Source organism: Rhizobium sp. 57MFTsu3.2 (genome assembly GCF_012932765.1).
Taxonomy (GTDB): Bacteria; Pseudomonadota; Alphaproteobacteria; order Rhizobiales; family Rhizobiaceae; genus Rhizobium; species Rhizobium altiplani.
Window position 1 is genome coordinate 58,677 of the sequence record NZ_JDWI01000031.1, and the last position, 22,228, is coordinate 80,904.

Below are 22,228 nucleotides of genomic sequence, written 5' to 3' on the forward strand. Positions count from 1 at the left end.
CGGCCAGCTTGGGCTTCGGCTCAGGAGGGAGAGATGAGATATACCCCAATAATCATGGCGATAGCGCTTGCCGGCTGCAACACGACTGCACCGCCGCTTGGGCCTGTGCCGGGAAGCCTGACCTATGGACGCGTCGTGCGCTCGCCGTACCCGCCGGGAACGGTGATCAATAACACGTTCCTGGGAAAATGGGGTTACCGCACATTCGAGAAATACGTGGTCCAGCCTGATGGAACGCTTAAGTTGACCTCCCAGCAGACGGCCCCGGATTTTCTGGTCTTCTGATATTTTCGCTGCCGCTATCGAAGTTTCGGTGGCTTACTGGTGATATTCGCCTGAATTTCGTGTTCAGGGACGTGGCGCCCGAGGAGCTTGTGCAATTTGCGCTCTTCGGCGGAATCGGCACCGTTCCGCCTGCCTTGGTTGGCGATGCTCCGGCCCCTCGGCCCCGGATTTCTAATCTGTCGGTTTTGCGTGCTGTGCATGGCTCTTTCCTCCCTCCGGGGAAACGCACAACTCGCGCCAAAGTTCATGGCTCCACGGGAAAATTCGCCGTCGCCGATCCTCAGCAGGGGCCGAAACGGTCTCAGTTTCGGAAGACGGTGCAGGCTGCCCCGGCGGCACGGACAGTCATGCAAACCTTGTCAGCTTCAGCGCGAGTCTCTCTGCCGATACGAGCAGCAAAGCGCGGCCTGAAGCCAAAGCTGCGATCCCGCATGCGCACGATGACCGGCTCCTCGCTCGCGAGAGGTGCGGGAAGTTGACGCGCGACTGCGGTAAATAGGCGAAGTGCTGCGGCATCGTTGCTATTTGCCGCAAGCTGGGCGCCCCATGGCGCCCACTGACCCTGTTGGACCGAGGCGGTTTCGGTCAGGCGGCGCTTGCTGGCAAGCTCTATGCAACCATCGATGAAGGATTTGTCCGGAATGAGAAACTGCGCAGCCTCGACAGGCGGATCGTTCTTCCACTGCTCGATCGTATTCGCCGTGATGTCAAGAACGTAGCTGCGTGTCTCGAAGGGCAGCAGGCCCGTATCGAGATAGTCGGAGAGGCCCTGCTCGCCGGCATTATAGGCCGCGGCAGCGAGGCCGAGATTGCCAAAGCGTATTCGCAGCTCGTCGAGGTAGCGCGCTGATTCCTTGAGGGATTCGAGGATATCGAAACTATCCCTCAATCCGCGCAGCCTTGCGGTGCCAGGCATGAACTGCGCAATGCCCTGCGCGCCTTTGGGACTGATGGCGCCTGCCTGAAAACGGCTCTCCCGCCAGATCAACCGGGCGAAATATTCCGGCGGCAGGTCGTTTTCCCGCGCGAAGTGATCGATCGCGACGCAGAGATCGCGCCCGTAAGTTTCGCGGGTGATACATAGGCGCTCGCCAGAGTTCGGCATGTCGAGGGAATAGACACAGACACGATGCGACGTTGCAGCGGGCGGCTGGGAGAGGGCCATCTGGGTAAGTGCCAACAGAAAGCTGGCCACCAGCGCTACGATGCGTGCTTTGCCAAACGATACGCCCACCGCAGCCATCGTCCCTCTGTCGCCATTCCTGACTTTCTGGATCGAGCCGGAAAAGATACGCCCGTCAATGATGACGGGCGGAGTTGGGAGATTAATACGCACCCGCACGTTAGCAATCTTGAATATGACGTCAAGTCAGAAACGGAGCATGGAAGCTTTTTGCCATTTGCCGCGGCTCGACTATTGTCGGCGAAAGAGTTCCCGATTCAGCGAGGCCGCCATGAGACTTTCCGCCTGCATCGAATGGCTGTTCGCAGCTGACGCCGACAACTTCGCGGACAGGATCCGCCTTGCGCACGCGCACGGCGTGGAGGCAGTCGAATTCTGGAAGTGGACGAACAAGGATATCGGCAGCATCGAATGGGCGCTGACGGAAACCGGCATAGAACTCACGAGTTTTGTGGCGGAACCGATGATTGCCCTGACAGACAGAACCAATAAGGAAGCGTTTCTGAAAGGTCTGAAAAGTTCGATCGCAACGGCAAGACGCCTCGGCGCGCACACCCTGATTGCGCAGGCAGGTGATGATCTTGCCGGCAAGTCTCGCGAGGAGCAGAAGGCAGCGCTGATCGAAACCCTGACCGCCGCCGGCGAAATTCTCGAGGGCAGTGGGGTTCGCCTCGGCCTCGAGCCGCTCAACACGCTGATCGACCACGTCGGCTATTTCCTTCATTCAACAGTGGAAGGTCTCGAGATCGTAAGGGCGACGGGGCGTTCCGAGATCGGCATTGTCTATGATGTCTATCATTCCGCCGTCATGGGAGAGGACACGGCCGAGGTGATCGGCGATGATATCGACCGAGTTTTCCACGTCCATGTAGCCGATCATCCGGGACGGAATGAGCCCGGCAGCGGAAATGTCGACCTTAAGCGACGGGTCGATTGGCTTGTCGAACATGGCTACCGAGGCGCGATCGGGCTGGAATACAGGCCGCTGGCAGCGAGCGCTGCGACGATTGTGGAGACCCGGCGTATGCTCGGCTAGAAGCCGGGTGACTCAGACTCCGGTGGACGCAACCATTTCAATCTGCAGAGTCACGCACCATCTAGGGGATGAATGATGTCCTTCCTCAATCGGGACGCGACCGTGTTTGTGGAGTATAACCATGCAATCCGTTTCGGACGTGCCTTTGTCCTTCAACGATCAGAGTGAGGGCGTGTGGCCCTCGCGTCGGCGAAAGATCATCGATTGGCTGGTCACGGAAACGCGTGACGAGCGCTTCATCGACAACATCTTCGTGCAGATGTGCCAGCGGCTCCGGAACGAAGGCGTACCGGTAGCGCGCGCATCGTTGCACTTCAGGACGCTTCATCCGCAATGGCTCGGAGCACGTATCCTGTGGCGCACCGGGTTGGCCGAGGCCAAGATCGATACGTTCGGCTATGGCGTCGAGAGGACACCGCAGTTTCGCAACAGTCCGGTCAACGAGATCTTCAGCGGCGCGATCGAGGTTCGCAAAAACCTCGAGGCTATGAGAGACGGAGACGGCCACCATCAATTTTATGACGAACTGATACGTGATGGGCTTACGGAATATATCGCTTGGCCGATGGAGCACACACTCGGAAAGCGCCACATCGCGACCTTCGCCAGCGACCGGCCCGGCGGTTTTTCTGACGAGCACATTGCTTTCCTCCAGGATCTTCTGCCCGCCTTGACACTGGTGACCGAGATCCGCCTCAAGAACATTCTCGCGCGCACGTTGTTGGAGACCTATGTCGGGCCGCATGCCAGCGGACAGATCCTTGCTGGGGCGACAACACGTGGCAGCGGGGCCACCGTCGGTGCGGCGATCCTGATCTGCGATCTGCGCGATTTCACGACGATCTCGGATCAATGGCCGCGCGATGACGTGATCGAGTTGCTGAACGGCTATTTCGACGCGATGTCGGAGCCAATTGAGAAACACGGCGGCGAGATCCTAAAATTCATGGGCGACGGGATGTTGGCGATCTTCCCGCTGACCGATCCGATGGCCTGCAGAAACCTCCTGACGGCGATCAAGGAGGCCGACGCCGCGGTCGCTGCGCTCAACGAGGAGAATGCGCGCGAGGGTCGCGAGGTGCTGCGCTACGGTATCGGCGTGCATGTCGGCGACGTCATGTATGGCAACATCGGCTCGCGCCGCCGGTTGGATTTCACGGTCATTGGGCCTGCGGTCAACGTGGCATCGCGTCTGGAAAGCCTGACGAAAGAGATCAAGCGGCCGGTGCTCTTCTCCAGGGCCTTCGTCGAGATGGCTTCGTGCAAGGAAGGCATGGAAAGCCTCGGCGCGTTCCCTCTGCGTGGTTTGGGCGAGCCAGTTGATGTGTTTGCCTTCAAGCGATCCTGAAGCTGTAAGATATGCAGACGAAGCGCGGGCAGGGTTCCTAAAATCGGGGCGGGGTTGTAGGGCTACACAAGCCAAACGATCTTGAGTCCCTGCCAGGAGACAATCCCTCATGCCCGGTCCCTATGTTGTTCCCGTCCATGGCGACGAGGAGCTTCCGAAAGAGTGCGACGTCGTTGTGATCGGCGGCGGCATTGTCGGTTGCTCCACGGCGCTGGAACTCGCCGAACGCGGCCTGCGCGTGACGCTTTGCGAGAAAGGCGGGATTGGGAAGGAACAATCGAGCCGGAACTGGGGCTGGGTGCGGATCTCGATGCGCGATCCGCGCGAGGTGCCGCTGATGGCAGAGGCGCTGAGAATCTGGGATGGCCTCGACAAGCGCACGGGGCGCGATACGGGTTTCAAGCGCACCGGCATCATCTTCACCTGCGCCAATGATAAGGAGGTGGCGGAGCGCGAGCGTTGGCGCACCAATCTGGACGGCTACCAGATCGAATCCCGCATGCTAACGGCGCAAGAATTCGGTGAAACGGTTCCCGGCTCAAGTGTCGATATGGCGGGAGCGCTCTACACGCCGGCCGATGGGCGGGCGGAGCCGCAGAAGGCGGCACCGGCGATCGCCGAAGCGGCACGCGACAAGGGAGCGACCATTCTCACGGAGTGCGCTGTACGCGGCATCGAGACCTCGGCAGGGGCCGTTAGCGGTGTCGTGACGGAACGCGGCGCGATCGCCTGCAAGGCCGTGGTCCTGGCCGGCGGCGCGTGGTCCAGCCTGTTTGCCGGTCGCTTCGGCATCGATCTGCCGCAACTGAAGGTGCTGAACAGCGTTATGCGCACGAAGCCGCTGGAAGACGGGCCGGCGCAAACGATATGGGCCAAGGATTTCGCTATCCGCAAGCGGCAGGACGGTGGTTACACAGTGGCCTGCGGCCACGACAACATTGTCGATATCGTGCCGGCCTCGTTCCGCCATGCTGCTGCGTTTCTGCCGGCCTTGCGGGCAGAGTGGAAGTCGCTTTCCTTCCGCCTCGCTGGCCGCTTCTTTGACGAGCTGCGCATTCCGCGGCGCTGGTCAATGGATGACGCAAGTCCGTTCGAGTATCACCGTGTTCTCGATCCGGTGCCCTCGAAGAAGTTGACGCTGGATGCACTTGACAGTCTGAAGAAGGCGTTTCCGGTTTTCGCAAAGGCGGAAATCGCACAGCGTTGGGGCGGCTACATCGATGTCACGCCGGATGCCGTGCCCGTCATCTCGGCGGTCGATTCCATTCCCGGCTTTCATATCGCGACCGGATTCTCCGGCCACGGTTTCGGCATTGGACCGGCAGCGGGACGGCTGATGGCTGATATCGTCACGGGCCGGGCGCCCGTCGTCGACCCGAAAGCGTTCCGGCTCTCGCGCTTCAGCGACGGCTCGAAGGTAGAACTGATCAGCGGCTTCTGATTTCGTGTATGAATGGAACTCGCGCCAATGCGCCATTCGGCAATCTGGAATCGAGTGGTTTGGTACGCCCTAGGGGAATCGAACCCCTCTTTACAGAATGAGAATCTGTTGTCCTAACCGATAGACGAAGGGCGCATCTGACAAGAAAATAGGAACGGCATGGCTGTTCGGCAAGACGTTCAGCTTGCTGGAAAAGAGAACCGGCGCGCGCTTCGGCGTGCTGACAGCTTAGCCGGCTGAAAGTATGTCTCGTGCAACGTCGCTCATATCGTTGTTGAGCTGGTGATCCCTGCGGTCGAGTGTGCGGACGACGGCGTGCGGAATCGCCTTCGCACAGAGATGAACATGGGCAGTGGGTACCACGTCGTCGGCGGCGCCATGCCCTCCGAACCTCGGTTTCGGCTGCTGTTCGGCAAGCACATGGATCAAAATGGTGCCGCCGACCGAGTGAGCGACGAGAATTGCCCCGTCGTCCAGCGAAGCGAGTTCTCTCGTTAACGCAGGCTCCCACGCTGCGTAGCTTGGATCGTCCTCATTGGGCATTCGGGGATAGCGGACGGTATAGCTTTCGCCGAGTTCGCGCTCGAGGCTGGTCACGAGCTTGCTGTCCCAGCAATCGTAGACGCCTTCGCCGGCTCCTTGTACGAAGAGGACCTGCCTAGCCATCCGGCAACTCTATTCGGTGGGGCAGGCCGAAGCAAGGCTGGTCCATACTCAGCATGAGTAGCGATACCAACGCGTCGTCGAATCCAGGCTGAAATTCAAAGAAACCGACACGCCCCACGGAAAATCGTCGTTCTCGTCTGCATAGCATTGTGCACCTCGGCATCAGGCGACTGACCATCCGCCGTCTACGAGCAGGTTCGCGCCGGTGACTAGGCTCGCAGCTGGTGACGCAAGGAAGACGACGGCACCCACCACATCATCGGTTTCACCGATCCGGCCGAGCGGAATGTGAGCAAGCGTCGCTTTGTAATTGTCGGCGTCGGATAGAAAAGGTGCCGTACCATCCGTGTGGATGAACGTCGGCGATACGGTATTCACGGTGACATTATAGCGTGCCCATTCGGCTGCAAGACAGCGCGTGAGGTGATTGATTGCCGCCTTGCTCATGCAATAGATTGCCTCGCCGCGCAGTGCCACGGTGCCGGCCTGTGAGCTGATGTTGATGATCCGGCCGCTGTTGCGCTTGATCATCTGACGGCCCACCGCCTGCGTCATCAGAAACGTGCCCTTGATGTTGACATCAAGTATTTCGTCAAGGTCTTTCTCCTCAACGAGTTCTGCAAGATTGCCCGGAGCCACGCCGACGTTGTTGACGAGTACGTCGATCCGACCGAACTTCGTAAGCGCCGCGTCGACGGCTTGTGCGATATGGACCCTGTTGGGAATGTCCAATTCGACAGGGAGGACCTTTCGTCCCATGCCCTCGAGTTCGGCGACCAGGCCTGCCGACGCCGCGACATCGCGGATCCCCAAGACAATATCGGAGCCGCCTGCGGCACAGGCAAGCGCGCAAGCCCGACCGATGCCACGGCTCGCTCCCGTCACGAAAGTCACCTTGCCCGCAAGGCTGAAGTCCGGCGCGTTCTTCTGCATCATCATCCCTCCCTCGATGAAGCTCATTTATGGCAGCGTCGACGCTCGGATGCCAGATGTTCTGCGCACGCTGAGGAGGCCGACTGGAGGAAGCAGGCGTGTCGCCGAGTCGCGAGTCAAGGCGAGGGCGCTACAGGCTCAAGGGCTACGCGTCGTCGGTTGACCGACCGGATTTCATTCCAGATTCACTAGCATTTGACGCGACGCACAACAATGTTACGAGGATATCGTGTAAACGTCAAAAGCCAAATGATTTCAATGACCGATGGCACGCCCTAGGGGAGTCGAACCCCTCTTCCCAGAATGAAAATCTGGTGTCCTAACCGATAGACGAAGGGCGCTTCCTTCGTGGTGGCGCCCTTATAGTCAGGCACTTTGAATCCCGCAAGCAGCAAATTGGATTTTTTTCAAAATAATGACAGGATTCTTTTGCGGCAGCGAAATGGCGTTTATTGCAGCCGAATCAAAACGCTATGGATCGATGTTCCCAATCCTTCACACGAGCTTTCGTAACGCTAATGGCAGCGAAGCGTGAGCGTCACAGAGCGCGAGCAAGGGGCGATGCAGCCGTCCCACCACCGCAGCCCCAGTTCCAGTCGCGGCTTTTTCCGGTATCGAGATGTACGGAGTTCGTGTGGCAGTAGGTACCGACACCGCCGCGATCAGGCAGCGAGCGGATATAGCTTGCGATATCCCATTTCGACACGCCGTCGATCTGAATATCGGCCGCGTCGCATGTCTTGTGCATGGATTCTTCGGCGCCGCCGACCATGCGATTATGGTCCGGGTCGCGATATCCCGACGTGACGACGAGCGGCTTGCCAAAGTGCGTTTCGACCGCCCTGATCACATTCAACAAGTTCGGCTTGAAGCAGCCGACCTCTACCTTGTCGTTTTGAAGATGCAGGCCGTTGGGCGCAATTCGCGTCATGCCGGGCAGTGAGGCTTTTTGCAGTAGCCCGGAGAGACTGCCGAGCAGGTTTTGCCTCGGCGCGCTATAGAGCGCATTCATCGTCTGGCCTGCCAGTGCTCCGGTCGAGAGCGAGGCACTCTGAACCGGCTCGCCGCGTATGGCCGTGTTCTGTGAGGACTGCTGCGGCAACAGGGGTTGAGTCTGCTGCGTTTGCTGGGGCTGATCGACAGGAAGCTGGCTGCTGTAGACGCTCGAGCGCATGGGGCTGACACCAGCCGGCGTGTAGGCGTTGCCCGTGACGGGCTGCACCTGGGTCGATGTCGGGTTGTTCTGCGGCAGCGTGTGTGCCGAGAAGATGCTCATCGCCTGCGCGTTGATCCCAGTTGATTGCATTGCGAGACCGCCGATATTGGCGGGAGCCGAAGCGGTCGATCCTACTGCCATCGACTGCGCGGCCGGAACCTGTGCCGGCTGCTGACCCGATACATTCGCCACCATAGGGTCGCGATAGCCGGGTTGGGCGGTGGGCGAGGCGGTGGCCTGTTGAACGGCCGCAGTCGATTCGACTGGGGAAACGACAGCGGCAGCGTCGGCGGCCTTCTTGTTTGACACGCAGCCGCTGAGCACCAGCGCTGACGTGGCGATGAGAAGGGCAGGTCCGAAAGGTATCCGCTTTTCAACAGCGAGCACGCGAGCATTCTCCAGAGGACGGCGAGTGCTGCGCCAAAACGCATCGTTCGCCTCGAGTCGGCTGGAGAGTGCCCGCGCCACTGGCCTGCGGCAAGCGCGATGCGGACACGCAGGTCCGAAATCGCCAAAGCCGCAAGCCTCGCAAAAGCCTCGACTTACCAGGCGCCGGTATTGCCCATCGAAGCCCAGGGCTCGGCTGTCGGGAGGCTGCCGCCCTTCTGCAGAATCTCGATCGAGATCCCGTCCGGGGAGCGCACGAAGGCCATGTGACCGTCGCGCGGCGGACGATTGATGGTGATGCCGTTGTCCATCAGCTTCTGGCAGGTGGCATAGATATCGTCGACCTCATAGGCGAGGTGACCGAAATTGCGGCCGCCCGTGTAGTCCTCGGTATCCCAATTGTAGGTCAGTTCCAGGCAGGGCGCGCCCTTGGCACTGGCCTCGGTTTTGTCGCCGGGCGCTGCAAGGAAAACGAGCGTGAAGCGGCCCTTCTCGTTCTCCGTGCGCCTAATTTCCTCGAGTCCGAAGAGCTTGGTGTAAAAATGCAGGGAGGCGTCCAGATCTTTCACGCGAACCATGGTGTGGAGATAACGCATTCTATTTCCTCTCTAATGCGGGGTCTTGGATTCTGTCGGAATCTTATGTGGCGGAACACCAGCTTCGGGCAAGATAGCGGGGTATGATTGGCAACTGCGAATAATCGAAAAGTAGGACTTGCGCTAATCCGTTACCAACATGTTAATCTTGATGTGAAGAATCAGTTAACCGTAACAGTGTGACGCGTATTGAGGGACTGGCGATATGGCTGACAGAATTTCGTCAAAGGAATTCAGCGACCTCGATCAACTCGCGGGGGAAGCGGTCGATCTCATTGAAATCACTGGCGTCGTCAAGTGGTTTGACGTGGCCAAGGGCTTCGGTTTCATCGTTCCCGACAACGGTATGCAGGATGTTCTTCTTCATGTGACCTGCCTGCGTCGCGACGGCTACCAGACAATTCTCGAGGGTACGCGGATCGTTGCGCTCATCCAACGGCGCGAACGCGGTTACCAGGCGTTCAAAATCCTTTCCATGGACCAGTCGACGGCTGTACACCCTTCGATGCTGCCGCCGGTCCGCACGCATGTGCAGGTGACGGCGACGAGCGGGCTCGAGCGTGCGCTGGTCAAGTGGTTCAATCGCACGAAGGGCTTCGGCTTCCTGACGCGGGGCGAGGGGACGGAGGATATTTTCGTCCACATGGAAACGCTGCGTCGGTTTGGTCTCACGGAATTGCGTCCGGGGCAGGTGGTGCTCGTCCGTTACGGCGATGGCGACAAGGGGCTGATGGCCGCTGAGATCCATCCCGATGTGCCGAGCCCGGTGAGCCGCGCGCACTGATGCGTATGTCTGCAGCTCACTGGATCAGAAGCGCCATCGCGGCGCTTTTTTTCATTCTCGCCGTGCCGGCCCTTTCCCAACAGCCGATAACCTTCGACAAGGAACCGCTGATTATCCAGACGGCGTCCGGCAAGCGGCTGAATTTCATCGTTGAGATAGCCGACACCAACGAGCAACGCCAGCGCGGGCTGATGTATCGCAAGGACATGGCCGAAGACGCCGGCATGATCTTCGATTTCGGCGTTTCGCGGCGGGTGCAGATGTGGATGGAGAACACCATCCTGCCGCTCGACATGCTGTTCGTCGACTCGACGGGCACGATCCGCAACATCAAGCAGAACGCGGTGCCGTACTCCGAGGACATCATCGATTCGATGACGGAGGTGAAGTACGTGATCGAACTCAATGCCGGTGTAACGGCCAAGCTCGGCATCAAGCCTGGCGACAAGGTGATGAGCGCCACGACGACCAAGAAAAAGTAGGCGTTCGCGCCACGCGGTGACACGGGGCTGCTTGAGGCAGCGCCGAATTTCTCCCGAAAAGCGGGAATGCAGCGGGTGTCTTGTTCCTCGACAGGCCCGGCGTGAGAAGGGCGGTTTAGCGACGTGCGCCGAACACCTCGCGCATGACGTCGCCCTCCAACTCCACACAAAGTTCCTCATATTCATCGACCAGGGTGAGCTCGGCGCTGGCCTCCTTGCGGAACCGTTCGAGTGCGAGGCACGCCTCCTCATAGGCACCCAGCACTTCATCAAGCAACGGTCGCCCATTGGCGGCTAACCGCACAGCCTCGCGCTGGGATGCCGGTAACCTTAACAACATGCGCGCCAGACCGCATCTTGCAGCCTCGCCTAGACGATTGAATGACTTGCCCATTCGCGCCACCGTCCCCTCCTGGTGCACAAACGACAGCAGTGATTGCGTATTGGTCGCTGGGAGACACGCTATCACGGTTCTCCAGATGAGCGGCGTAGAATACGGTAGAATACCTCGGTACCAACGGCGACATATGTGATGTTGGCTGCGATTGAGCCCACCCGGAGCCAACGCATGTGGTCCTCACTCGCCAAGGGAGACTGTTGCCCGAACGATTGTGAACCCGGTATTGCCACAACGTATAGGTCATGTTTATCTGCTAGCAACATACGCATTGGGTTGTGCTTAGTCAGCATCGAGGGGAATTCGATGGCAAGTGCAAGGTCAGGCGACGTGGCCCCTGTAGCGCCATCTGCCGAGGAAGTGCAAGACCAGCTGGAGCGCATCCTCGGAAGCGAGAGTGTTCACCTCCCTGAGCGAGCCCGGCGGTTCCTGGTGTATGTCGTGACGGAGACGCTCGCCGGTCGATCCCACTACCTCAAGGCCTACACGATCGCGGAGGTCGTTTTCGGAAGGCAGAATTTCGATGCTCAGGGCGATCCCGCGGTGCGGATCGAGGCTGGGCGCATCCGGCGGGAGCTGGAGCGCTATTATTTGATGGCTGGCGGCAGCGAGCCGGTTGTCATCACGATTCCCAAGGGCCGATATGTTCCCATATTCCAAGCTTCGTCGCATTGCCGTGGCGACACAGCGGACGCGGCGATGGCACCGCCTTCTCCAGTCTCTGTCGAGCCTTCATCAAGTGAGGTTGTCGCAGCACCGGCGGCTTCCAGATCCGCTGGAAAACGCTGGCTGATAGCTGGCGCGGCAATGGCGGCCGCGATTGCTGCAGGGGCCATTTTCCTTGGCATAAAGCCGGCCTCCAAGGAGGTTGCTTCCATCAACAGCCGACCGACGATAGCCGTGGATCGCTTCGAGGATATTGCGGGTGGCAGCAGATTTTCGGGAATTTCGGGCGGCGTGACCGATGAAATCATGTCGAAGCTCGTGAAGTTCAAGGACATTCTGGTCGTCGATGCGTCCGGTAATGATCAGGACGCTGTGAGCGGCCTCCAGAATGCTCGATACGCCCTCCAGGGAAGTGTTCGACAAGATGGCGATCGTGTTCGATCCACGGCGCGCCTGGTGCGTCGTTCCGACGGCGCCGTCATCTGGGCCAACCACTACGATTCCGATCTTCGAATACAGAGCGTGTTTGAAGTCGAGACCGCTCTCGCAGAGGAGATCGCGACCGCCGTCGCCCAACCCTTTGGCGTGGTATTTCAGACCGACATAGCCCCGGATGGGGCGGGTGGATGGGACGCATATGATTGCAGCCTGTCCTATTACAACTATCGCAGAAGCATGACGGCGGAAGCGCTTCAGACAGCACAGGAATGTCTCAGGTCCGTGACAGAGAAGTTTCCGAGCGACGCCACGTCTCTTGCTTTCTTGTCGCTGACTTACCTCGATCAGGTACGCTTCCCCTACAAGCTTGGAACCAAACCGTCGCCAAAGATATTGGAGACGGCATCGGAGCTGGCGAAAAAGTCGGCTGTAATTGATCCGCAGAACCCGCGCGTCCTGCAGGCGCTGATGCTGACCAGCTTCTTTCGCAATGACGTTGACGCCGCCCTCGAGGCGGGTGCCGCGGCCTATCAGTTGAATCCCAACGACACCGAGGTGGCCGGCGAATACGGCTTACGTCTCTCCATGGCGGGCAAGTGGGATACGGGCTGCGATCTCGTTTCCAAGGCAGTCAGCAGGAACGCAGGTCCGCAAGGTTACTACGAAGTCGGGATGGCGTTGTGCGCCTTCATGAGAGGCGACCTTCAGGCAGCAGAACTGTGGTCGCGAATGTCTGATCTAAACTACAATCCGATGCACCGCATGGTTCTGGCATCCATCCTTGGCGCGTCCGGAAAGATCGAGCAGGCGAAAAGGGAACTCGATTGGCTTGACACGAAGGCCCCTGCGCTGATGCCGGTGGTAAAGCGCGAGATTTCGATGCGCTTGGCGCGTCCGCAAGACCAAGAGCGCGTCCTCGCCGGGCTGCGCGCTGCCGGTGCCGCGGTCGATCAGGTTCAGCCGGCAGTGACCAACTAGCCGTTGCCGTCATCCTCTCGCTGGCGTGGCAATTTCGTACCACGGCGGCGTCCGTCCCGACAGATACTACGCGATGCTACAGGCCTCGCCGCACGCCACCTGCTAGCCTCCAGGCTTGAGATCGCCCATCCCCCTGGGCAATAGCTGGAATGCAGGCATGGTGAAACGCAGTATCCCTCTTCTTCTCTTTTTTCTGACGAGTTGCGGACATCCGGACGGTGTCATGACGCCGGTTCCGCTGTCGGCTTCCGCTCCACCAACGTCCAAGGTTGCGATGCTGGTTGCGACCACACGCGATCCGTCTGGGGACCCGGCGACGCTATTCAATGGGGAGCGCAGTTCCAAGCCGCACCTGACGCAAATCACAGTCTCGATTCCGCCGAAGCGCGAGCCGGGCACGGTACAGTGGCCGAAGCGTCTCCCACCTGATCCGGCAACCGATTTCGCTGTGACGAATGCTCAGCAGATAGACACCATCGCGCAAGGGCGCGAATGGTTCGCGCAGCATGTGAACGGCGGACATGCGCTAGTGTTCATTCACGGCTTCAACAACACCTACGAGGATTCCGTCTTCCGGCTGGCGCAGATCGTGCACGATAGCAGGATGGAGGCGACGCCGGTACTGTTCACATGGCCGTCGCGAGCCGAAATCACCGCCTACCAGTATGACAAGGAAAGCACGAATTATTCGCGCACGGGACTGGAGCAGGCCCTTCGCACGCTCGCTGCCGATCCCAATGTCAAGGATATCACCATCATGGCACATTCGATGGGGACCTGGCTGGCGATGGAATCGCTGCGGCAGATGGGGATACGCGACGGCCGTGTGGATCCGAAAATTCACAATGTGATCCTCGCTTCCCCCGATATCGATATCCAAGTCTTTGCCAAGCAGTTCGCCGAAATGGGCGAGCCACGTCCGAAGTTCACGATCTTCGTGTCCCAGGATGATAAGGCTCTCGCGGTTTCGAGCTTCATTACGGGGCGGGTCTCCCGTCTCGGCGCCATCAATCCTGCGGAAGAGCCCTATCGGTCGAAGCTCGAAAAAGCGGGCATCGCCGCGATCGATTTGACGAAAGTAAAGACCGAGGACGGGCTCAATCACGGCAAGTTTGCCGAAAGTCCGGAAATCGTCCAACTTATCGGCCAGCGACTCATGACGGGCCAGACACTTACGGATTCGAATGTCACGCTCGGCCAAGGCATTACAGCCGTGGTCGGCGGCACGGTGACGAACATCGGTACGGTTGCGGCTACAGCCGTCGCGGTTCCGGCGACAATCATCGAGCAGCCGCTTGCTGAGAGAAGAAAGCCACGGCCGGCCGACGATACGCTTGGCGGCGACCTGAAGCCGCAGACGCTGACGCAATAGGGGGAAAACCAGCATGAAATGGATCCTGTCTCTCATCGCCGGACTTCTCTTCGCATTCAATGCCGTGGCGCAAGCTCCCGCGGCCGCACCACAGCAGAAGATCGACGAACTTGTGCGCCTTCTTCAGGACCCGGAGGTGCAGGCCTGGCTGAACAGTCGCAAGGAGGTCGGTGCACCTCAGAGCCCCGCTTCATCCGCAGGCGCCTCCGATTTGGTCAGCTGGGAGTCTGCGGCGCGGACGCGCGTTCACGAAATCATCACGGCCATACCGGCGATACCAGCGGAAGTGGCGGCCGCCGCTGCCAGGACACGGCATGACGCCGTAAGCCGAGGCTATGCGCCCGTATTCGTCATATTCGGCGGACTGGTCGCTCTCGGCCTCCTCGTCGAGGGGCTGTACCGCAGGCTAGCCAAGCCCCGCGAAACGCTCCTTGGCCGACTGGCCCCAGTCGGAATCTTCGCGGGGGCAATGGCGATCTTGTTCTTTGCCGTGGAATGGCCGCCTCTCGCCCGTATCACCTTGCTTGCCTATCTCACGGCATTCGTCGCGTTTCGGCTGGCGGTCGCATTTTTGTCCGCCGCCGGTATCACGCCGTTCTTGCGCACACGGTTGATGATCCTATTCGGGCTTGTCTGCTTTGCCGTTGCCACGGCGGCAATCGGAGAACCTTTGGGCGTTCCGCCGCTGGTTAGGGATGCAATCAGCTACTGCTTGTCGGTCGTTGGGCTATTTGTCGCGATCGAGATGGTGTGGGCTACGTCGCAGCGATCTCGGCCGTGGAAAGCGGCTGTGGTTGCCTTCCTCGTCGCGCTGTGGATCATCTGGTGCCTCGACATGAGAGGCCTTTTCTGGATCGGCGTCTATGTCCTCGTACTACCGGCGATGCTCAACGCCGTTGGCCGCGTGGCAGGGTCTTTCGTAAGCGATCCCGGTAGCCTTCGTGGTGTCTTGATCGTCCGTGGCGCACGCGCGGCGGTGATCTTCCTCGCCGTCGGGTGGCTGGCACTTGTTTGGCGTCTCAATCCGGACACATTGGGTCAGCGCGATCCTGTTGTCGCTGCCCTTTTCTACGGGGGCCTGAAGAGTGTTTTGATCCTCGTGGTTGCTGATTTTCTTTGGCAACTGGCCAGAGGCTGGATCGATAGAACGTTGCGGGTGGCGACCGACGCAACATCCCTTGCGCCCGCTGATGCCGCCAAACGGGCACGGTTCCGCACGCTTCTTCCGATCTTTCGCAATGCATTGGCTGTTGTTGTCGCGGTCATGGCGGCGTTGGTCGTGCTGGCCCAGATGGGCGTACAGATCGGGCCATTGATCGCGGGAGCCGGCATCTTCGGCGTTGCCATCGGTTTCGGTTCGCAGACCCTCGTCAAGGACGTCATCAGCGGTGTGTTCTACATGCTGGATGATGCCTTCCGGGTTGGGGAATACATCCAGGCCAAGGATTACAAAGGAACCGTGGAGGGCTTCAGCCTGCGATCGGTACGCCTTCGTCATCATCGCGGTCCGGTCTTCACCGTGCCATTCGGCGAACTCGGAGCCGTCCAGAACATGAGCCGCGACTGGGTGATCGACAAGTTCAGGATCACGGTCGGCTTCAACACCGATATCGACAAGGCACGCAAGCTGACCAAAAAGGTCGGAGCGGAGCTGAAGGATGACCCGGAACTCGGGCCGCTCTTTATCGAGCCCTTGAAGATGAAGGGTGTCGAGGAGTTCGCCGACTACGGAATCGTATTGAGCTTCGCCATGACCACGGTTCCCGGCATGCAGACCTACATACGCCGCAAGGCCTACGCCAAGATTCGCGAGTTGTTCCTGGCAAACGGGATCACGTTCGCCCAACCGACGGTGCAGGTCGGAGGTGACGACAAGGAGGGTGGCGCGGTGGCTGCCGCGCAGGCGATCCGGGCGCACGAAGCAGGTACTGCCGCGCCGCCGAAGTGAGTGCTCTGCGGTGTGCGCTACCGTAATATACGTCCCCAATCATAGCGCTTCGTGAGAACATTCACCGCCTAGATCGTCGAGGCAGGGAGAGGGCGACATGTTCAAACGCGGAATTCTTACGGCGGCGCTCACGTTGGCGACGCTGACATTTGCCGGGAATGCGCCGGCGCAGACGCTGAGCTATGCGGATGCGGTCACGAAGCTCGCCGCCGACTGCGGCACGGACATCCAGAAACTGTGCAAGGGACTGAACCTCGGCAGCGGACGGATCGCCGACTGCCTGCAGCAGAACGCGGCAAAAGTGTCGCCCACTTGCAAAGGCTCGCTGACATCAGTGTTCCAATCGATAACCCAGCGAGAACACGCGCAGACCGCCTACGAGCGGGTCTGCCAGCGGGACATGTCCAAAAGTTGCTCAGGCATCAAGGGTGACGGCTTCGTGCTGGCTTGTCTGGTGAAAAAGGAAAAGCGCGTCAGCAAGGAATGCAATCAGGTCATCACCGATGCGGGTTGGAGGTAAACCGATGAAACGTCTTATTTCCAAAGCCATTCTCGTTCTGGCCACGGGCGTATTGTTTTCCGGCTTTGCGTCGGCGCAGGAGGTCTCCCAGGAGCGCATCGTCAAGGGACTCGGTAAACTCAGGGCGGCGGCTCCTGCGATCGACCTCGAGATATTGCGACAGGAGGCTATCAACGGCGGTAACCAGCCGATGTCTGCGCTTCCGAACTGGAAGCGGATAGGGAAACTGCCGCAGATGGTGGTCGAGATCGATTTCGAGAACGACTCTGTCGCCATCCAGCCGAATTCCTATCGCACCCTCGGGCTGATCGCCGACGCGTTGCATCATCCGAACCTGTGGGACTACAAGTTCCTCGTGGTCGGTCATGCCAGCGCGACCGGGGACGAAAAACATAACCTCGATCTCAGCGAACAGCGTGCTGCTGCAATCAAAGAAGCACTATCGACGACGTTTGCCGTCGATCCGGCGCGCCTTTACGCGGTCGGTGTCGGGGAACACTTACCGATCGAAGGCACTGACGTGAAAGGGTCGAACAACAGACGTGTTCAACTTATCAACCTCGGTGTCTTCAAGATTAAGTCCTGATCGGAAAGAGGCCGCGGCGTCGAAACGATGCCGCGCGCCAGCAGTTGATGGGCCGCCCCCTGGGAGTGTGGAGGCTCGGATGAACGCCCCGAGACTAACGCTGTTGGGAAACGCCTGCTTTGCTGGCGGTCTTTGCAGACGCTCGATTCGGCTGCCGATCGCGATCCTCTCGGATGAGTACTCCTACCGAGAATGCATCGCCTGCAAACGAGACTATCTTATGATGGGAGAAACGACATGAGCAGCTCCGACGGACGATCTTCTCCATCTGCTGGCATCGGAAGAAGTGTTCTTCAAGAACTGCGACACACGCCCGTTCTCTGGCTGATCGTGCTGGTGCCGATCGTCATCGTCCTGGAGCACCTGGTTCCGGACAGTCATACGCTGCTCTTTTTCATATCGGTCCTTGCAATCATTCCTCTGGCGACGCTCCTTAGCCGTGCAACCGAGGCGGTTGCGGCGAGAACGGGCGACGCGGTCGGCGGCCTGCTAAATGCTACGCTCGGAAATCTGACCGAGCTGGTGATATCGCTTTCGGCCCTGCGGACGGGACAATATCTGCTGGTCAAGGCATCGCTGGCCGGCGCAATCGTTACAAACACCCTGTTCATGCTGGGCGGCGCATTTCTACTCGGCGGGTTGAAGCATCACCTGCAGGAGTTCAATCGCGTCAATGCTCGCTTCCAGGCCTGCCTGCTTTTCCTGGCAACCATTGCCGTTCTGGTGCCGTCGATCATCAGTGAAGTCGATCAGCCGCCACCGCTCGCCATCTCTCAGAACGTGAGCCTCGGGTTGTCGGTCATCCTCATCGCCGTCTACGCCTTGGGCATGTTGTTCTCCTTGCGAACACATAAGGAGCTTTTCGCCAGTGCCGGTCACGCGGACGAAGAGCAGGCTACCTGGCCGCTTGGCCTCAGCATCGCCATTCTCGTCGGCGTAACCGTGCTGGTCGCATTGGTCAGTGAAATTTTCGTCGGGTCGGTTCAGGTTGCGGCTGAACATCTGGGAATGACACCGGCGTTCGTCGGCTTCATCGTGGTCGCCCTTGTTGGTGCGGCCGCGGAGATGACCACCGCGTTTTCGGCAGCTCGTGCGGATCGCCTTGATCTCAGCGTTGGGATCGCGCTCGGCAGCGCCGCCCAGATCGCGCTTTTCGTTGCCCCGCTGCTGGTCATTGTCAGCTACGTCATCGGACCGGAACCAATGACGCTGCAGTTCTGGCCCGGGGCAGTTACAATGATGATCGTCGCCACCGTGGCCGCTACGCTTCTGTCGAACGGTGGTCGAGGCGCCTGGTACGCAGGAGTGATGGCACTTGCCCTCTACGCGATCTTCGCCTTCACCTTGTTTGTCTTGCCTCCAGCTGGACCGACGTGATCGAAAGGCTACTTCTAGGCGCGCCGCGCGATAGCTCTGCAGCGACGCCAAAGCAAACTCAATCAGGCACCTTGGAAGCGCAAGGAAAGCGGCGCCGATGACGCGAGGCACAGAGAGCAAGTTTAAATCGAGGAGGATGAGAAGGCGGTTCTTCGCCTCTCTCTTCCAGCAACTTCGAATATTGTGGCCGATCTTCTCCGGTGTTCTTGTTGTCATCGTCGGGTCAGGCGCACTTGTCGGATGGATCGAAGGATGGCAGCTCGGCGACACCCTGTACTTCACCTTTGTTACGGGATTGACGATCGGCTACGGCGACCTCGTACCAAAGCAGACAATCGCGCGGGTGCTGGCTCTGGTGATCGGCTTATGCGGGATTGTCCTTACGGGTCTTATTGCCGCAGCCAGCGTGCAGGCTCTCCGTGGCGCTGATCCGGATCGCTCAAATTCTGACAATGCCGATCAGGACTAGGTGAAGTGCCTCGCCGAACCGGCCATTCAGAACTGGAAATCTTAGACTTATGATTCCTGGGACAACGCGGAGGCCCCAGTACGGCATCGAAGTTTTCGGAAGCGTCGATCGGAGGATGTCCTGCGAAAGTCCGACAAGTCTTGATGTGGAGGGGAAGGGTAGTGGTCGGAGTGGAGAGATTCGAACTCCCGACCCTCTGGTCCCAAACCAGATGCGCTACCAGACTGCGCTACACTCCGTGCCGACGAGGGAGGCCAATACACGGTTCGCCCCGCGCCCGCAATATCTAAATCGCCTATCCCCAACCTTGGTGTGAGCATTCTTTTCCTCAAGCTTGCGGTGTGAAGCGATCGATATGAGCATGACAATCGATGATCGCGGGAGGAAGGCGCCTGTTGGAAACGGTTGAACAGCGCTGCGACTGGTTCGGCTTTTTTCTTGAAAAGAAAGGGATTCGCCGCTAAGCAAAATTCATCTCTTCGTGCGATGGTTTGCGTCAAGAGTAGCTGCCTTGTGGGGCAGAATGAAGTTTCAAGTGCGAAAGCCGCTAAATCGGAGGCCCTGCAGCAATGTCTGCCAAGATCTACCGTCCAGCCAAGACCGCGATGCAGTCCGGCAAGGCAAAGACACATATTTGGGTTCTTGAGTTTGATCAGGAGACGCCGCGCACCATCGATCCGATCATGGGCTATACGTCTTCCTCGGATATGCGCCAGCAGCTGAAGCTGACCTTCGAAACGCAGGAACTCGCTGAGGCTTACGCGAAGCGTAACGGCATCGAGTACCGGGTTATTGCCCCGAAGGATCCGCAGCGCCAGATCGTGGCTTATCCTGACAATTTCCGCTATACGCGGACGCAACCCTGGACGCATTGATCCGCGTTCATCCGCAGATTTGACCGGGTGCGAATTCGGTCATGCGGCCCCTTAGCTCAGCTGGATAGAGCACCTGCCTTCTAAGCAGGTTGTCGCAGGTTCGATTCCTGCAGGGGTCGCCACTCTTTCTCAAGCCGCCCAGCACGTGCGCGTCTCTTGAATCGTTGGGCGTCCTTGTGAAGGCCATAGTAAATCCCACTAGGTCGCTGGTGACATTCTCCTACGGCACGCTCAACCGTTGATGTTGCCCTGGGTGCGGGCGCACCCTAGTATCTCCGTGCTTCCGGGATACGCCGCCGTGACCGATACGATCGCCCCACAACTGATATTCACTCTGAACATCGCGTGGGAAATCGCCTCGCAGGAGAGCCCGGACTATGACCTCGTCGTCTATTTCATCCAGCAGGCTCTTCGTGCAGCTCAAGAAGAGGCATTGCGACACGGTGTCATTGTCGATTTCGAGCAGAAATCCGAGCTTCAATAGGGTGTCCGCTTGCAGTAACCGCCGAAGTCACGAGGCTAAGGTCTACCGCGTAGCCAGTTGAGATCGAGTAGCAGATGTCATCTATTTTCCGGTACCGCCGGAGAAAGGCGGCTGCGGCGTTAGCAGCATCTGCAACTGGTCCATATCCGTCTCGCCGCTGATCCGTTTCCTCAGGATGCGGCCGATATGTTCGCCGGTGGCCGTAAGGTCCTCATAAATCGTTTCCACCTTCGGCTGGATGGCGGAAAGTAACTGCGAGGTCTGCTTGGCGACGATGTCGTATTCGACGCCAAGGGTGAGGCCGCAATCGCTCATGCCGGTGATCGTGGCAAGCGCGCACACTTCGCCGCCGCACATGAAGGCGTCGGGTGGATCGGCTTCGCGATGCCGTCGGGCGATACGGTCGCGAATCGCGCCCGCCGGATGATCGAGGTCGATCTCGGAGATAATCTCGTAGGCACAGCCGGCTTCGCGCACCGCGGTCATGAAGCCGTGCAGGATATGGCTGCCGAAGCTGAACTGCATCGGACCGCCGATCAAAGCGGGCTTACGACGCCCTTTGGCGATCAGCCGCTTGGTTGCCTCATAGGCGAACGCGAAATTGTCGTAGTCGACATAAGGATGCGGCGTGGAAAGTTCGGTGCGGCCATGGGTGACGAACGGAAAATTGTGCTCCATTAGCAGCCGCACGCGCGGGTCGAACGGTTCGGTGCGCGACATCACCAGGCCGTCGGCCATGTGATTGCGCATGATGTAGTTGACTGCCTCGATATTGGTCGTGTGCGGCAGGTTGGGCATGACGATCAGATGGTAGGTGGTGCCCTGCAAAGCAGCGGCGATGCCGGACATGATCGAGGTGCCGTAGCCGAGGATCTCCTCATGCGATTCAAGAAGGATGGCGATGACGTTCGTGCGGCCGGTCTTCAGGCGCTGGGCCGCTCGATCTGGGGAGTAACCGACCTGCAGCGCGATCTCCCGGACGCGCTTGCGGGTCTCGTGGTTGATGACCGGGTCGTCCGAAAGGGCTCGCGATATCGTCGTCACAGCAAGGCCCGCGATGTCCGCGATGGTGCGCAACGTCGGCTTGCCGCTCCTGCGGGTCACTCCGGTCGTGGGCGGCATTGTAATGCGAGACACGCTCGACTTTCCTCCAAAGCGTCGATTGGCCGGACACTAGCGCGATATCGGCGCCGAAAGCAATGCTATTATGGAAACGTTTTAAATAATCGGCTTCCGTTTTCCAAGCAATAGGGCTGCGTCTGAAAGACAAGTAAAAACAGGCAGTAAATGATACTGCCTCCGACAAAGAAAGGAGCGTCGCTACACTTGACTTGCTTATGTTTATAACGTTTTAAATTAACCCATGCGGCGTTCGCGCCGTATAAGTAGAGTCTTTCGCGCGGGGAGCGCAGGGGCTTTTTGACCGCGGATTTTCCGCTTTTATGAACTTGCAAACCGGGAGGAAACGATGCGCAAGTTTTTGCTGACGACAGCGTTGGTGACGATGAGTGTTGCGGGCTTGGGTGCTGCCAAGGCTGCGGATGTGAAGGAAGTGCAGATGCTGCACTGGTGGACGTCCGGCGGCGAGGCTGCGGCCTTGAACGTGTTGAAGGAGGATCTGTCGAAGGAGGGGTTTGCCTGGAAGGACGTGCCGGTTGCCGGCGGTGGCGGTGATGCGGCGATGACGGCGCTGAAGGCGATGGTTGCGGCCGGCACCTATCCGACGGCCTCGCAGATGCTCGGCTACACCGTTCTCGACTA

General features: G+C 59.3%; 23 protein-coding genes, 4 tRNA genes and 1 pseudogene. 17 read left to right on the forward strand and 11 right to left on the reverse strand.

Annotated elements, in window-relative coordinates:
- The first annotated feature begins 33 nt into the window (after nucleotides 1–33).
- Nucleotides 34–285: a hypothetical protein gene (locus tag AF71_RS25535; RefSeq protein ID WP_026371977.1), complete on the forward strand. Its 252-nt coding sequence runs from the start codon at nucleotides 34–36 to the stop codon at nucleotides 283–285.
- Between the two features lie 14 nt (nucleotides 286–299).
- Here AF71_RS25535 and AF71_RS31895 read toward each other — a convergent pair whose 3' ends face one another.
- Both AF71_RS31895 and AF71_RS25545 read right to left on the reverse strand, forming a co-directional pair.
- The gene (locus AF71_RS31895) at nucleotides 300–485 is read right to left on the reverse strand and encodes a hypothetical protein (RefSeq protein ID WP_018117094.1); all 186 of its coding nucleotides are present in this window, start codon (nucleotides 483–485) and stop codon (nucleotides 300–302) included.
- Between the two features lie 101 nt (nucleotides 486–586).
- Nucleotides 587–1,528, reverse strand: coding sequence for a lytic transglycosylase domain-containing protein (locus AF71_RS25545; RefSeq protein WP_018858632.1), 942 nt, complete (start codon nucleotides 1,526–1,528; stop codon nucleotides 587–589).
- A 211-nt stretch (nucleotides 1,529–1,739) separates the two neighbouring features.
- Between AF71_RS25545 and AF71_RS25550 the strand changes: the two genes are divergently transcribed.
- The 3 genes from AF71_RS25550 to AF71_RS25560 all read left to right on the forward strand — a co-directional run bounded on the left by AF71_RS25550 (nucleotide 1,740) and on the right by AF71_RS25560 (nucleotide 5,293).
- Entirely contained in the window at nucleotides 1,740–2,504 is a 765-nt protein-coding gene (locus AF71_RS25550) for a TIM barrel protein (RefSeq protein ID WP_018858631.1), read from the forward strand.
- A gap of 121 nt (nucleotides 2,505–2,625) precedes the next feature.
- Complete coding sequence (locus tag AF71_RS25555) at nucleotides 2,626–3,852, forward strand: adenylate/guanylate cyclase domain-containing protein (RefSeq protein WP_169683755.1); 1,227 nt, start codon at nucleotides 2,626–2,628, stop codon at nucleotides 3,850–3,852.
- 109 nt (nucleotides 3,853–3,961) lie between these two features.
- Nucleotides 3,962–5,293, forward strand: coding sequence for an FAD-binding oxidoreductase (locus tag AF71_RS25560; protein ID WP_018858629.1), 1,332 nt, complete (start codon nucleotides 3,962–3,964; stop codon nucleotides 5,291–5,293).
- Nucleotides 5,294–5,353: 60 nt separating this feature from the next.
- Here AF71_RS25560 and AF71_RS25565 read toward each other — a convergent pair.
- The 6 genes from AF71_RS25565 to gloA form a co-directional block, all read right to left on the reverse strand.
- Nucleotides 5,354–5,428 (reverse strand) — tRNA-Glu (locus tag AF71_RS25565).
- 93 nt (nucleotides 5,429–5,521) lie between these two features.
- The gene (locus tag AF71_RS25570; RefSeq protein WP_169683756.1) at nucleotides 5,522–5,959 is read right to left on the reverse strand and encodes an alpha/beta fold hydrolase; all 438 of its coding nucleotides are present in this window, start codon (nucleotides 5,957–5,959) and stop codon (nucleotides 5,522–5,524) included.
- A 162-nt stretch (nucleotides 5,960–6,121) separates the two neighbouring features.
- Nucleotides 6,122–6,892 (reverse strand): glucose 1-dehydrogenase, encoded by a 771-nt coding sequence (locus tag AF71_RS25575; protein WP_026371976.1) that lies wholly within the window; start codon nucleotides 6,890–6,892, stop codon nucleotides 6,122–6,124.
- A gap of 266 nt (nucleotides 6,893–7,158) precedes the next feature.
- Nucleotides 7,159–7,233: transfer RNA gene (locus tag AF71_RS25580), tRNA-Glu, on the reverse strand.
- Between the two features lie 197 nt (nucleotides 7,234–7,430).
- Entirely contained in the window at nucleotides 7,431–8,495 is a 1,065-nt protein-coding gene (locus AF71_RS25585) for a D-Ala-D-Ala carboxypeptidase family metallohydrolase (protein ID WP_018858626.1), read from the reverse strand.
- Between the two features lie 155 nt (nucleotides 8,496–8,650).
- A complete protein-coding gene (gene gloA / locus AF71_RS25590) occupies nucleotides 8,651–9,091 on the reverse strand; it encodes a lactoylglutathione lyase (RefSeq protein ID WP_018858625.1) in 441 nt (146 codons plus the stop codon).
- Between the two features lie 205 nt (nucleotides 9,092–9,296).
- Here gloA and AF71_RS25595 point away from each other — a divergent pair, with 205 nt between their 5' ends.
- The gene (locus AF71_RS25595; protein WP_018117103.1) at nucleotides 9,297–9,875 is read left to right on the forward strand and encodes a cold-shock protein; all 579 of its coding nucleotides are present in this window, start codon (nucleotides 9,297–9,299) and stop codon (nucleotides 9,873–9,875) included.
- A complete protein-coding gene (locus tag AF71_RS25600) occupies nucleotides 9,875–10,357 on the forward strand; it encodes a DUF192 domain-containing protein (protein WP_018858624.1) in 483 nt (160 codons plus the stop codon). The genes AF71_RS25595 and AF71_RS25600 overlap by 1 nt, the downstream gene beginning before the upstream one ends.
- Before the next feature lie 115 nt (nucleotides 10,358–10,472).
- Here AF71_RS25600 and AF71_RS25605 read toward each other — a convergent pair whose 3' ends face one another.
- The gene (locus tag AF71_RS25605; RefSeq protein ID WP_169683757.1) at nucleotides 10,473–10,751 is read right to left on the reverse strand and encodes a hypothetical protein; all 279 of its coding nucleotides are present in this window, start codon (nucleotides 10,749–10,751) and stop codon (nucleotides 10,473–10,475) included.
- Nucleotides 10,752–11,186: 435 nt separating this feature from the next.
- Here AF71_RS25605 and AF71_RS25610 point away from each other — a divergent pair, with 435 nt between their 5' ends.
- The 7 genes from AF71_RS25610 to AF71_RS25640 all read left to right on the forward strand — a co-directional run bounded on the left by AF71_RS25610 (nucleotide 11,187) and on the right by AF71_RS25640 (nucleotide 19,108).
- Nucleotides 11,187–12,836: a hypothetical protein gene (locus AF71_RS25610; protein ID WP_018858622.1), complete on the forward strand. Its 1,650-nt coding sequence runs from the start codon at nucleotides 11,187–11,189 to the stop codon at nucleotides 12,834–12,836.
- A gap of 157 nt (nucleotides 12,837–12,993) precedes the next feature.
- A complete protein-coding gene (locus tag AF71_RS25615; protein ID WP_018858621.1) occupies nucleotides 12,994–14,208 on the forward strand; it encodes an alpha/beta hydrolase in 1,215 nt (404 codons plus the stop codon).
- A gap of 13 nt (nucleotides 14,209–14,221) precedes the next feature.
- Entirely contained in the window at nucleotides 14,222–16,156 is a 1,935-nt protein-coding gene (locus AF71_RS25620) for a mechanosensitive ion channel family protein (RefSeq protein ID WP_018858620.1), read from the forward strand.
- A gap of 97 nt (nucleotides 16,157–16,253) precedes the next feature.
- Complete coding sequence (locus AF71_RS25625; RefSeq protein ID WP_018858619.1) at nucleotides 16,254–16,676, forward strand: hypothetical protein; 423 nt, start codon at nucleotides 16,254–16,256, stop codon at nucleotides 16,674–16,676.
- A 4-nt stretch (nucleotides 16,677–16,680) separates the two neighbouring features.
- Nucleotides 16,681–17,262, forward strand: a complete 582-nt coding sequence (locus AF71_RS25630) for an OmpA family protein (protein ID WP_018117082.1) — start codon at nucleotides 16,681–16,683, stop codon at nucleotides 17,260–17,262.
- A gap of 237 nt (nucleotides 17,263–17,499) precedes the next feature.
- Nucleotides 17,500–18,639: a calcium/proton exchanger gene (gene cax, locus AF71_RS25635; protein ID WP_018858617.1), complete on the forward strand. Its 1,140-nt coding sequence runs from the start codon at nucleotides 17,500–17,502 to the stop codon at nucleotides 18,637–18,639.
- 136 nt (nucleotides 18,640–18,775) lie between these two features.
- A complete protein-coding gene (locus AF71_RS25640; RefSeq protein ID WP_018117080.1) occupies nucleotides 18,776–19,108 on the forward strand; it encodes a potassium channel family protein in 333 nt (110 codons plus the stop codon).
- Nucleotides 19,109–19,270: 162 nt separating this feature from the next.
- Here the strand turns inward: AF71_RS25640 and AF71_RS25645 are convergent.
- Nucleotides 19,271–19,347, reverse strand: a tRNA-Pro gene (locus AF71_RS25645).
- Nucleotides 19,348–19,677: 330 nt separating this feature from the next.
- Between AF71_RS25645 and AF71_RS25650 the strand changes: the two genes are divergently transcribed.
- From AF71_RS25650 to AF71_RS25660, 3 genes are all read left to right on the forward strand, one after another.
- Entirely contained in the window at nucleotides 19,678–19,983 is a 306-nt protein-coding gene (locus AF71_RS25650) for an ETC complex I subunit (RefSeq protein WP_016554394.1), read from the forward strand.
- Nucleotides 19,984–20,028: 45 nt separating this feature from the next.
- A tRNA-Arg gene (locus tag AF71_RS25655) sits at nucleotides 20,029–20,105 on the forward strand.
- 176 nt (nucleotides 20,106–20,281) lie between these two features.
- The gene (locus tag AF71_RS25660) at nucleotides 20,282–20,467 is read left to right on the forward strand and encodes a hypothetical protein (RefSeq protein WP_018117079.1); all 186 of its coding nucleotides are present in this window, start codon (nucleotides 20,282–20,284) and stop codon (nucleotides 20,465–20,467) included.
- An 81-nt stretch (nucleotides 20,468–20,548) separates the two neighbouring features.
- Here AF71_RS25660 and AF71_RS25665 read toward each other — a convergent pair whose 3' ends face one another.
- Nucleotides 20,549–21,589 carry a LacI family transcriptional regulator gene (locus AF71_RS25665; protein ID WP_018858616.1) on the reverse strand — a complete coding sequence of 347 codons (1,041 nt, stop codon included), beginning with the start codon at nucleotides 21,587–21,589 and terminating at the stop codon, nucleotides 20,549–20,551.
- A 346-nt stretch (nucleotides 21,590–21,935) separates the two neighbouring features.
- Between AF71_RS25665 and AF71_RS25670 the strand changes: the two are divergent.
- Nucleotides 21,936–22,228: pseudogene (locus AF71_RS25670) on the forward strand (sugar ABC transporter substrate-binding protein); the annotation flags it as partial.

What these genes read in the sequence shown, in the direction of transcription:
- AF71_RS25535 (WP_026371977.1), top strand. Translation starts at nt 34, where the DNA reads ATGAGATATACCCCAATAATCATGGCGATAGCGCTTGCCGGCTGCAAC.
- AF71_RS31895 (WP_018117094.1), bottom strand. Translation starts at nt 485, where the DNA reads ATGCACAGCACGCAAAACCGACAGATTAGAAATCCGGGGCCGAGGGGC.
- AF71_RS25545 (WP_018858632.1), bottom strand. Translation starts at nt 1,528, where the DNA reads ATGGCTGCGGTGGGCGTATCGTTTGGCAAAGCACGCATCGTAGCGCTG.
- AF71_RS25550 (WP_018858631.1), top strand. Translation starts at nt 1,740, where the DNA reads ATGAGACTTTCCGCCTGCATCGAATGGCTGTTCGCAGCTGACGCCGAC.
- AF71_RS25555 (WP_169683755.1), top strand. Translation starts at nt 2,626, where the DNA reads ATGCAATCCGTTTCGGACGTGCCTTTGTCCTTCAACGATCAGAGTGAG.
- AF71_RS25560 (WP_018858629.1), top strand. Translation starts at nt 3,962, where the DNA reads ATGCCCGGTCCCTATGTTGTTCCCGTCCATGGCGACGAGGAGCTTCCG.
- AF71_RS25570 (WP_169683756.1), bottom strand. Translation starts at nt 5,959, where the DNA reads ATGGCTAGGCAGGTCCTCTTCGTACAAGGAGCCGGCGAAGGCGTCTAC.
- AF71_RS25575 (WP_026371976.1), bottom strand. Translation starts at nt 6,892, where the DNA reads ATGCAGAAGAACGCGCCGGACTTCAGCCTTGCGGGCAAGGTGACTTTC.
- gloA (WP_018858625.1), bottom strand. Translation starts at nt 9,091, where the DNA reads ATGCGTTATCTCCACACCATGGTTCGCGTGAAAGATCTGGACGCCTCC.
- AF71_RS25595 (WP_018117103.1), top strand. Translation starts at nt 9,297, where the DNA reads ATGGCTGACAGAATTTCGTCAAAGGAATTCAGCGACCTCGATCAACTC.
- AF71_RS25600 (WP_018858624.1), top strand. Translation starts at nt 9,875, where the DNA reads ATGCGTATGTCTGCAGCTCACTGGATCAGAAGCGCCATCGCGGCGCTT.
- AF71_RS25605 (WP_169683757.1), bottom strand. Translation starts at nt 10,751, where the DNA reads ATGGGCAAGTCATTCAATCGTCTAGGCGAGGCTGCAAGATGCGGTCTG.
- AF71_RS25615 (WP_018858621.1), top strand. Translation starts at nt 12,994, where the DNA reads ATGGTGAAACGCAGTATCCCTCTTCTTCTCTTTTTTCTGACGAGTTGC.
- AF71_RS25620 (WP_018858620.1), top strand. Translation starts at nt 14,222, where the DNA reads ATGAAATGGATCCTGTCTCTCATCGCCGGACTTCTCTTCGCATTCAAT.
- AF71_RS25625 (WP_018858619.1), top strand. Translation starts at nt 16,254, where the DNA reads ATGTTCAAACGCGGAATTCTTACGGCGGCGCTCACGTTGGCGACGCTG.
- AF71_RS25630 (WP_018117082.1), top strand. Translation starts at nt 16,681, where the DNA reads ATGAAACGTCTTATTTCCAAAGCCATTCTCGTTCTGGCCACGGGCGTA.
- cax (WP_018858617.1), top strand. Translation starts at nt 17,500, where the DNA reads ATGAGCAGCTCCGACGGACGATCTTCTCCATCTGCTGGCATCGGAAGA.
- AF71_RS25640 (WP_018117080.1), top strand. Translation starts at nt 18,776, where the DNA reads ATGAGAAGGCGGTTCTTCGCCTCTCTCTTCCAGCAACTTCGAATATTG.
- AF71_RS25650 (WP_016554394.1), top strand. Translation starts at nt 19,678, where the DNA reads ATGTCTGCCAAGATCTACCGTCCAGCCAAGACCGCGATGCAGTCCGGC.
- AF71_RS25665 (WP_018858616.1), bottom strand. Translation starts at nt 21,589, where the DNA reads ATGCCGCCCACGACCGGAGTGACCCGCAGGAGCGGCAAGCCGACGTTG.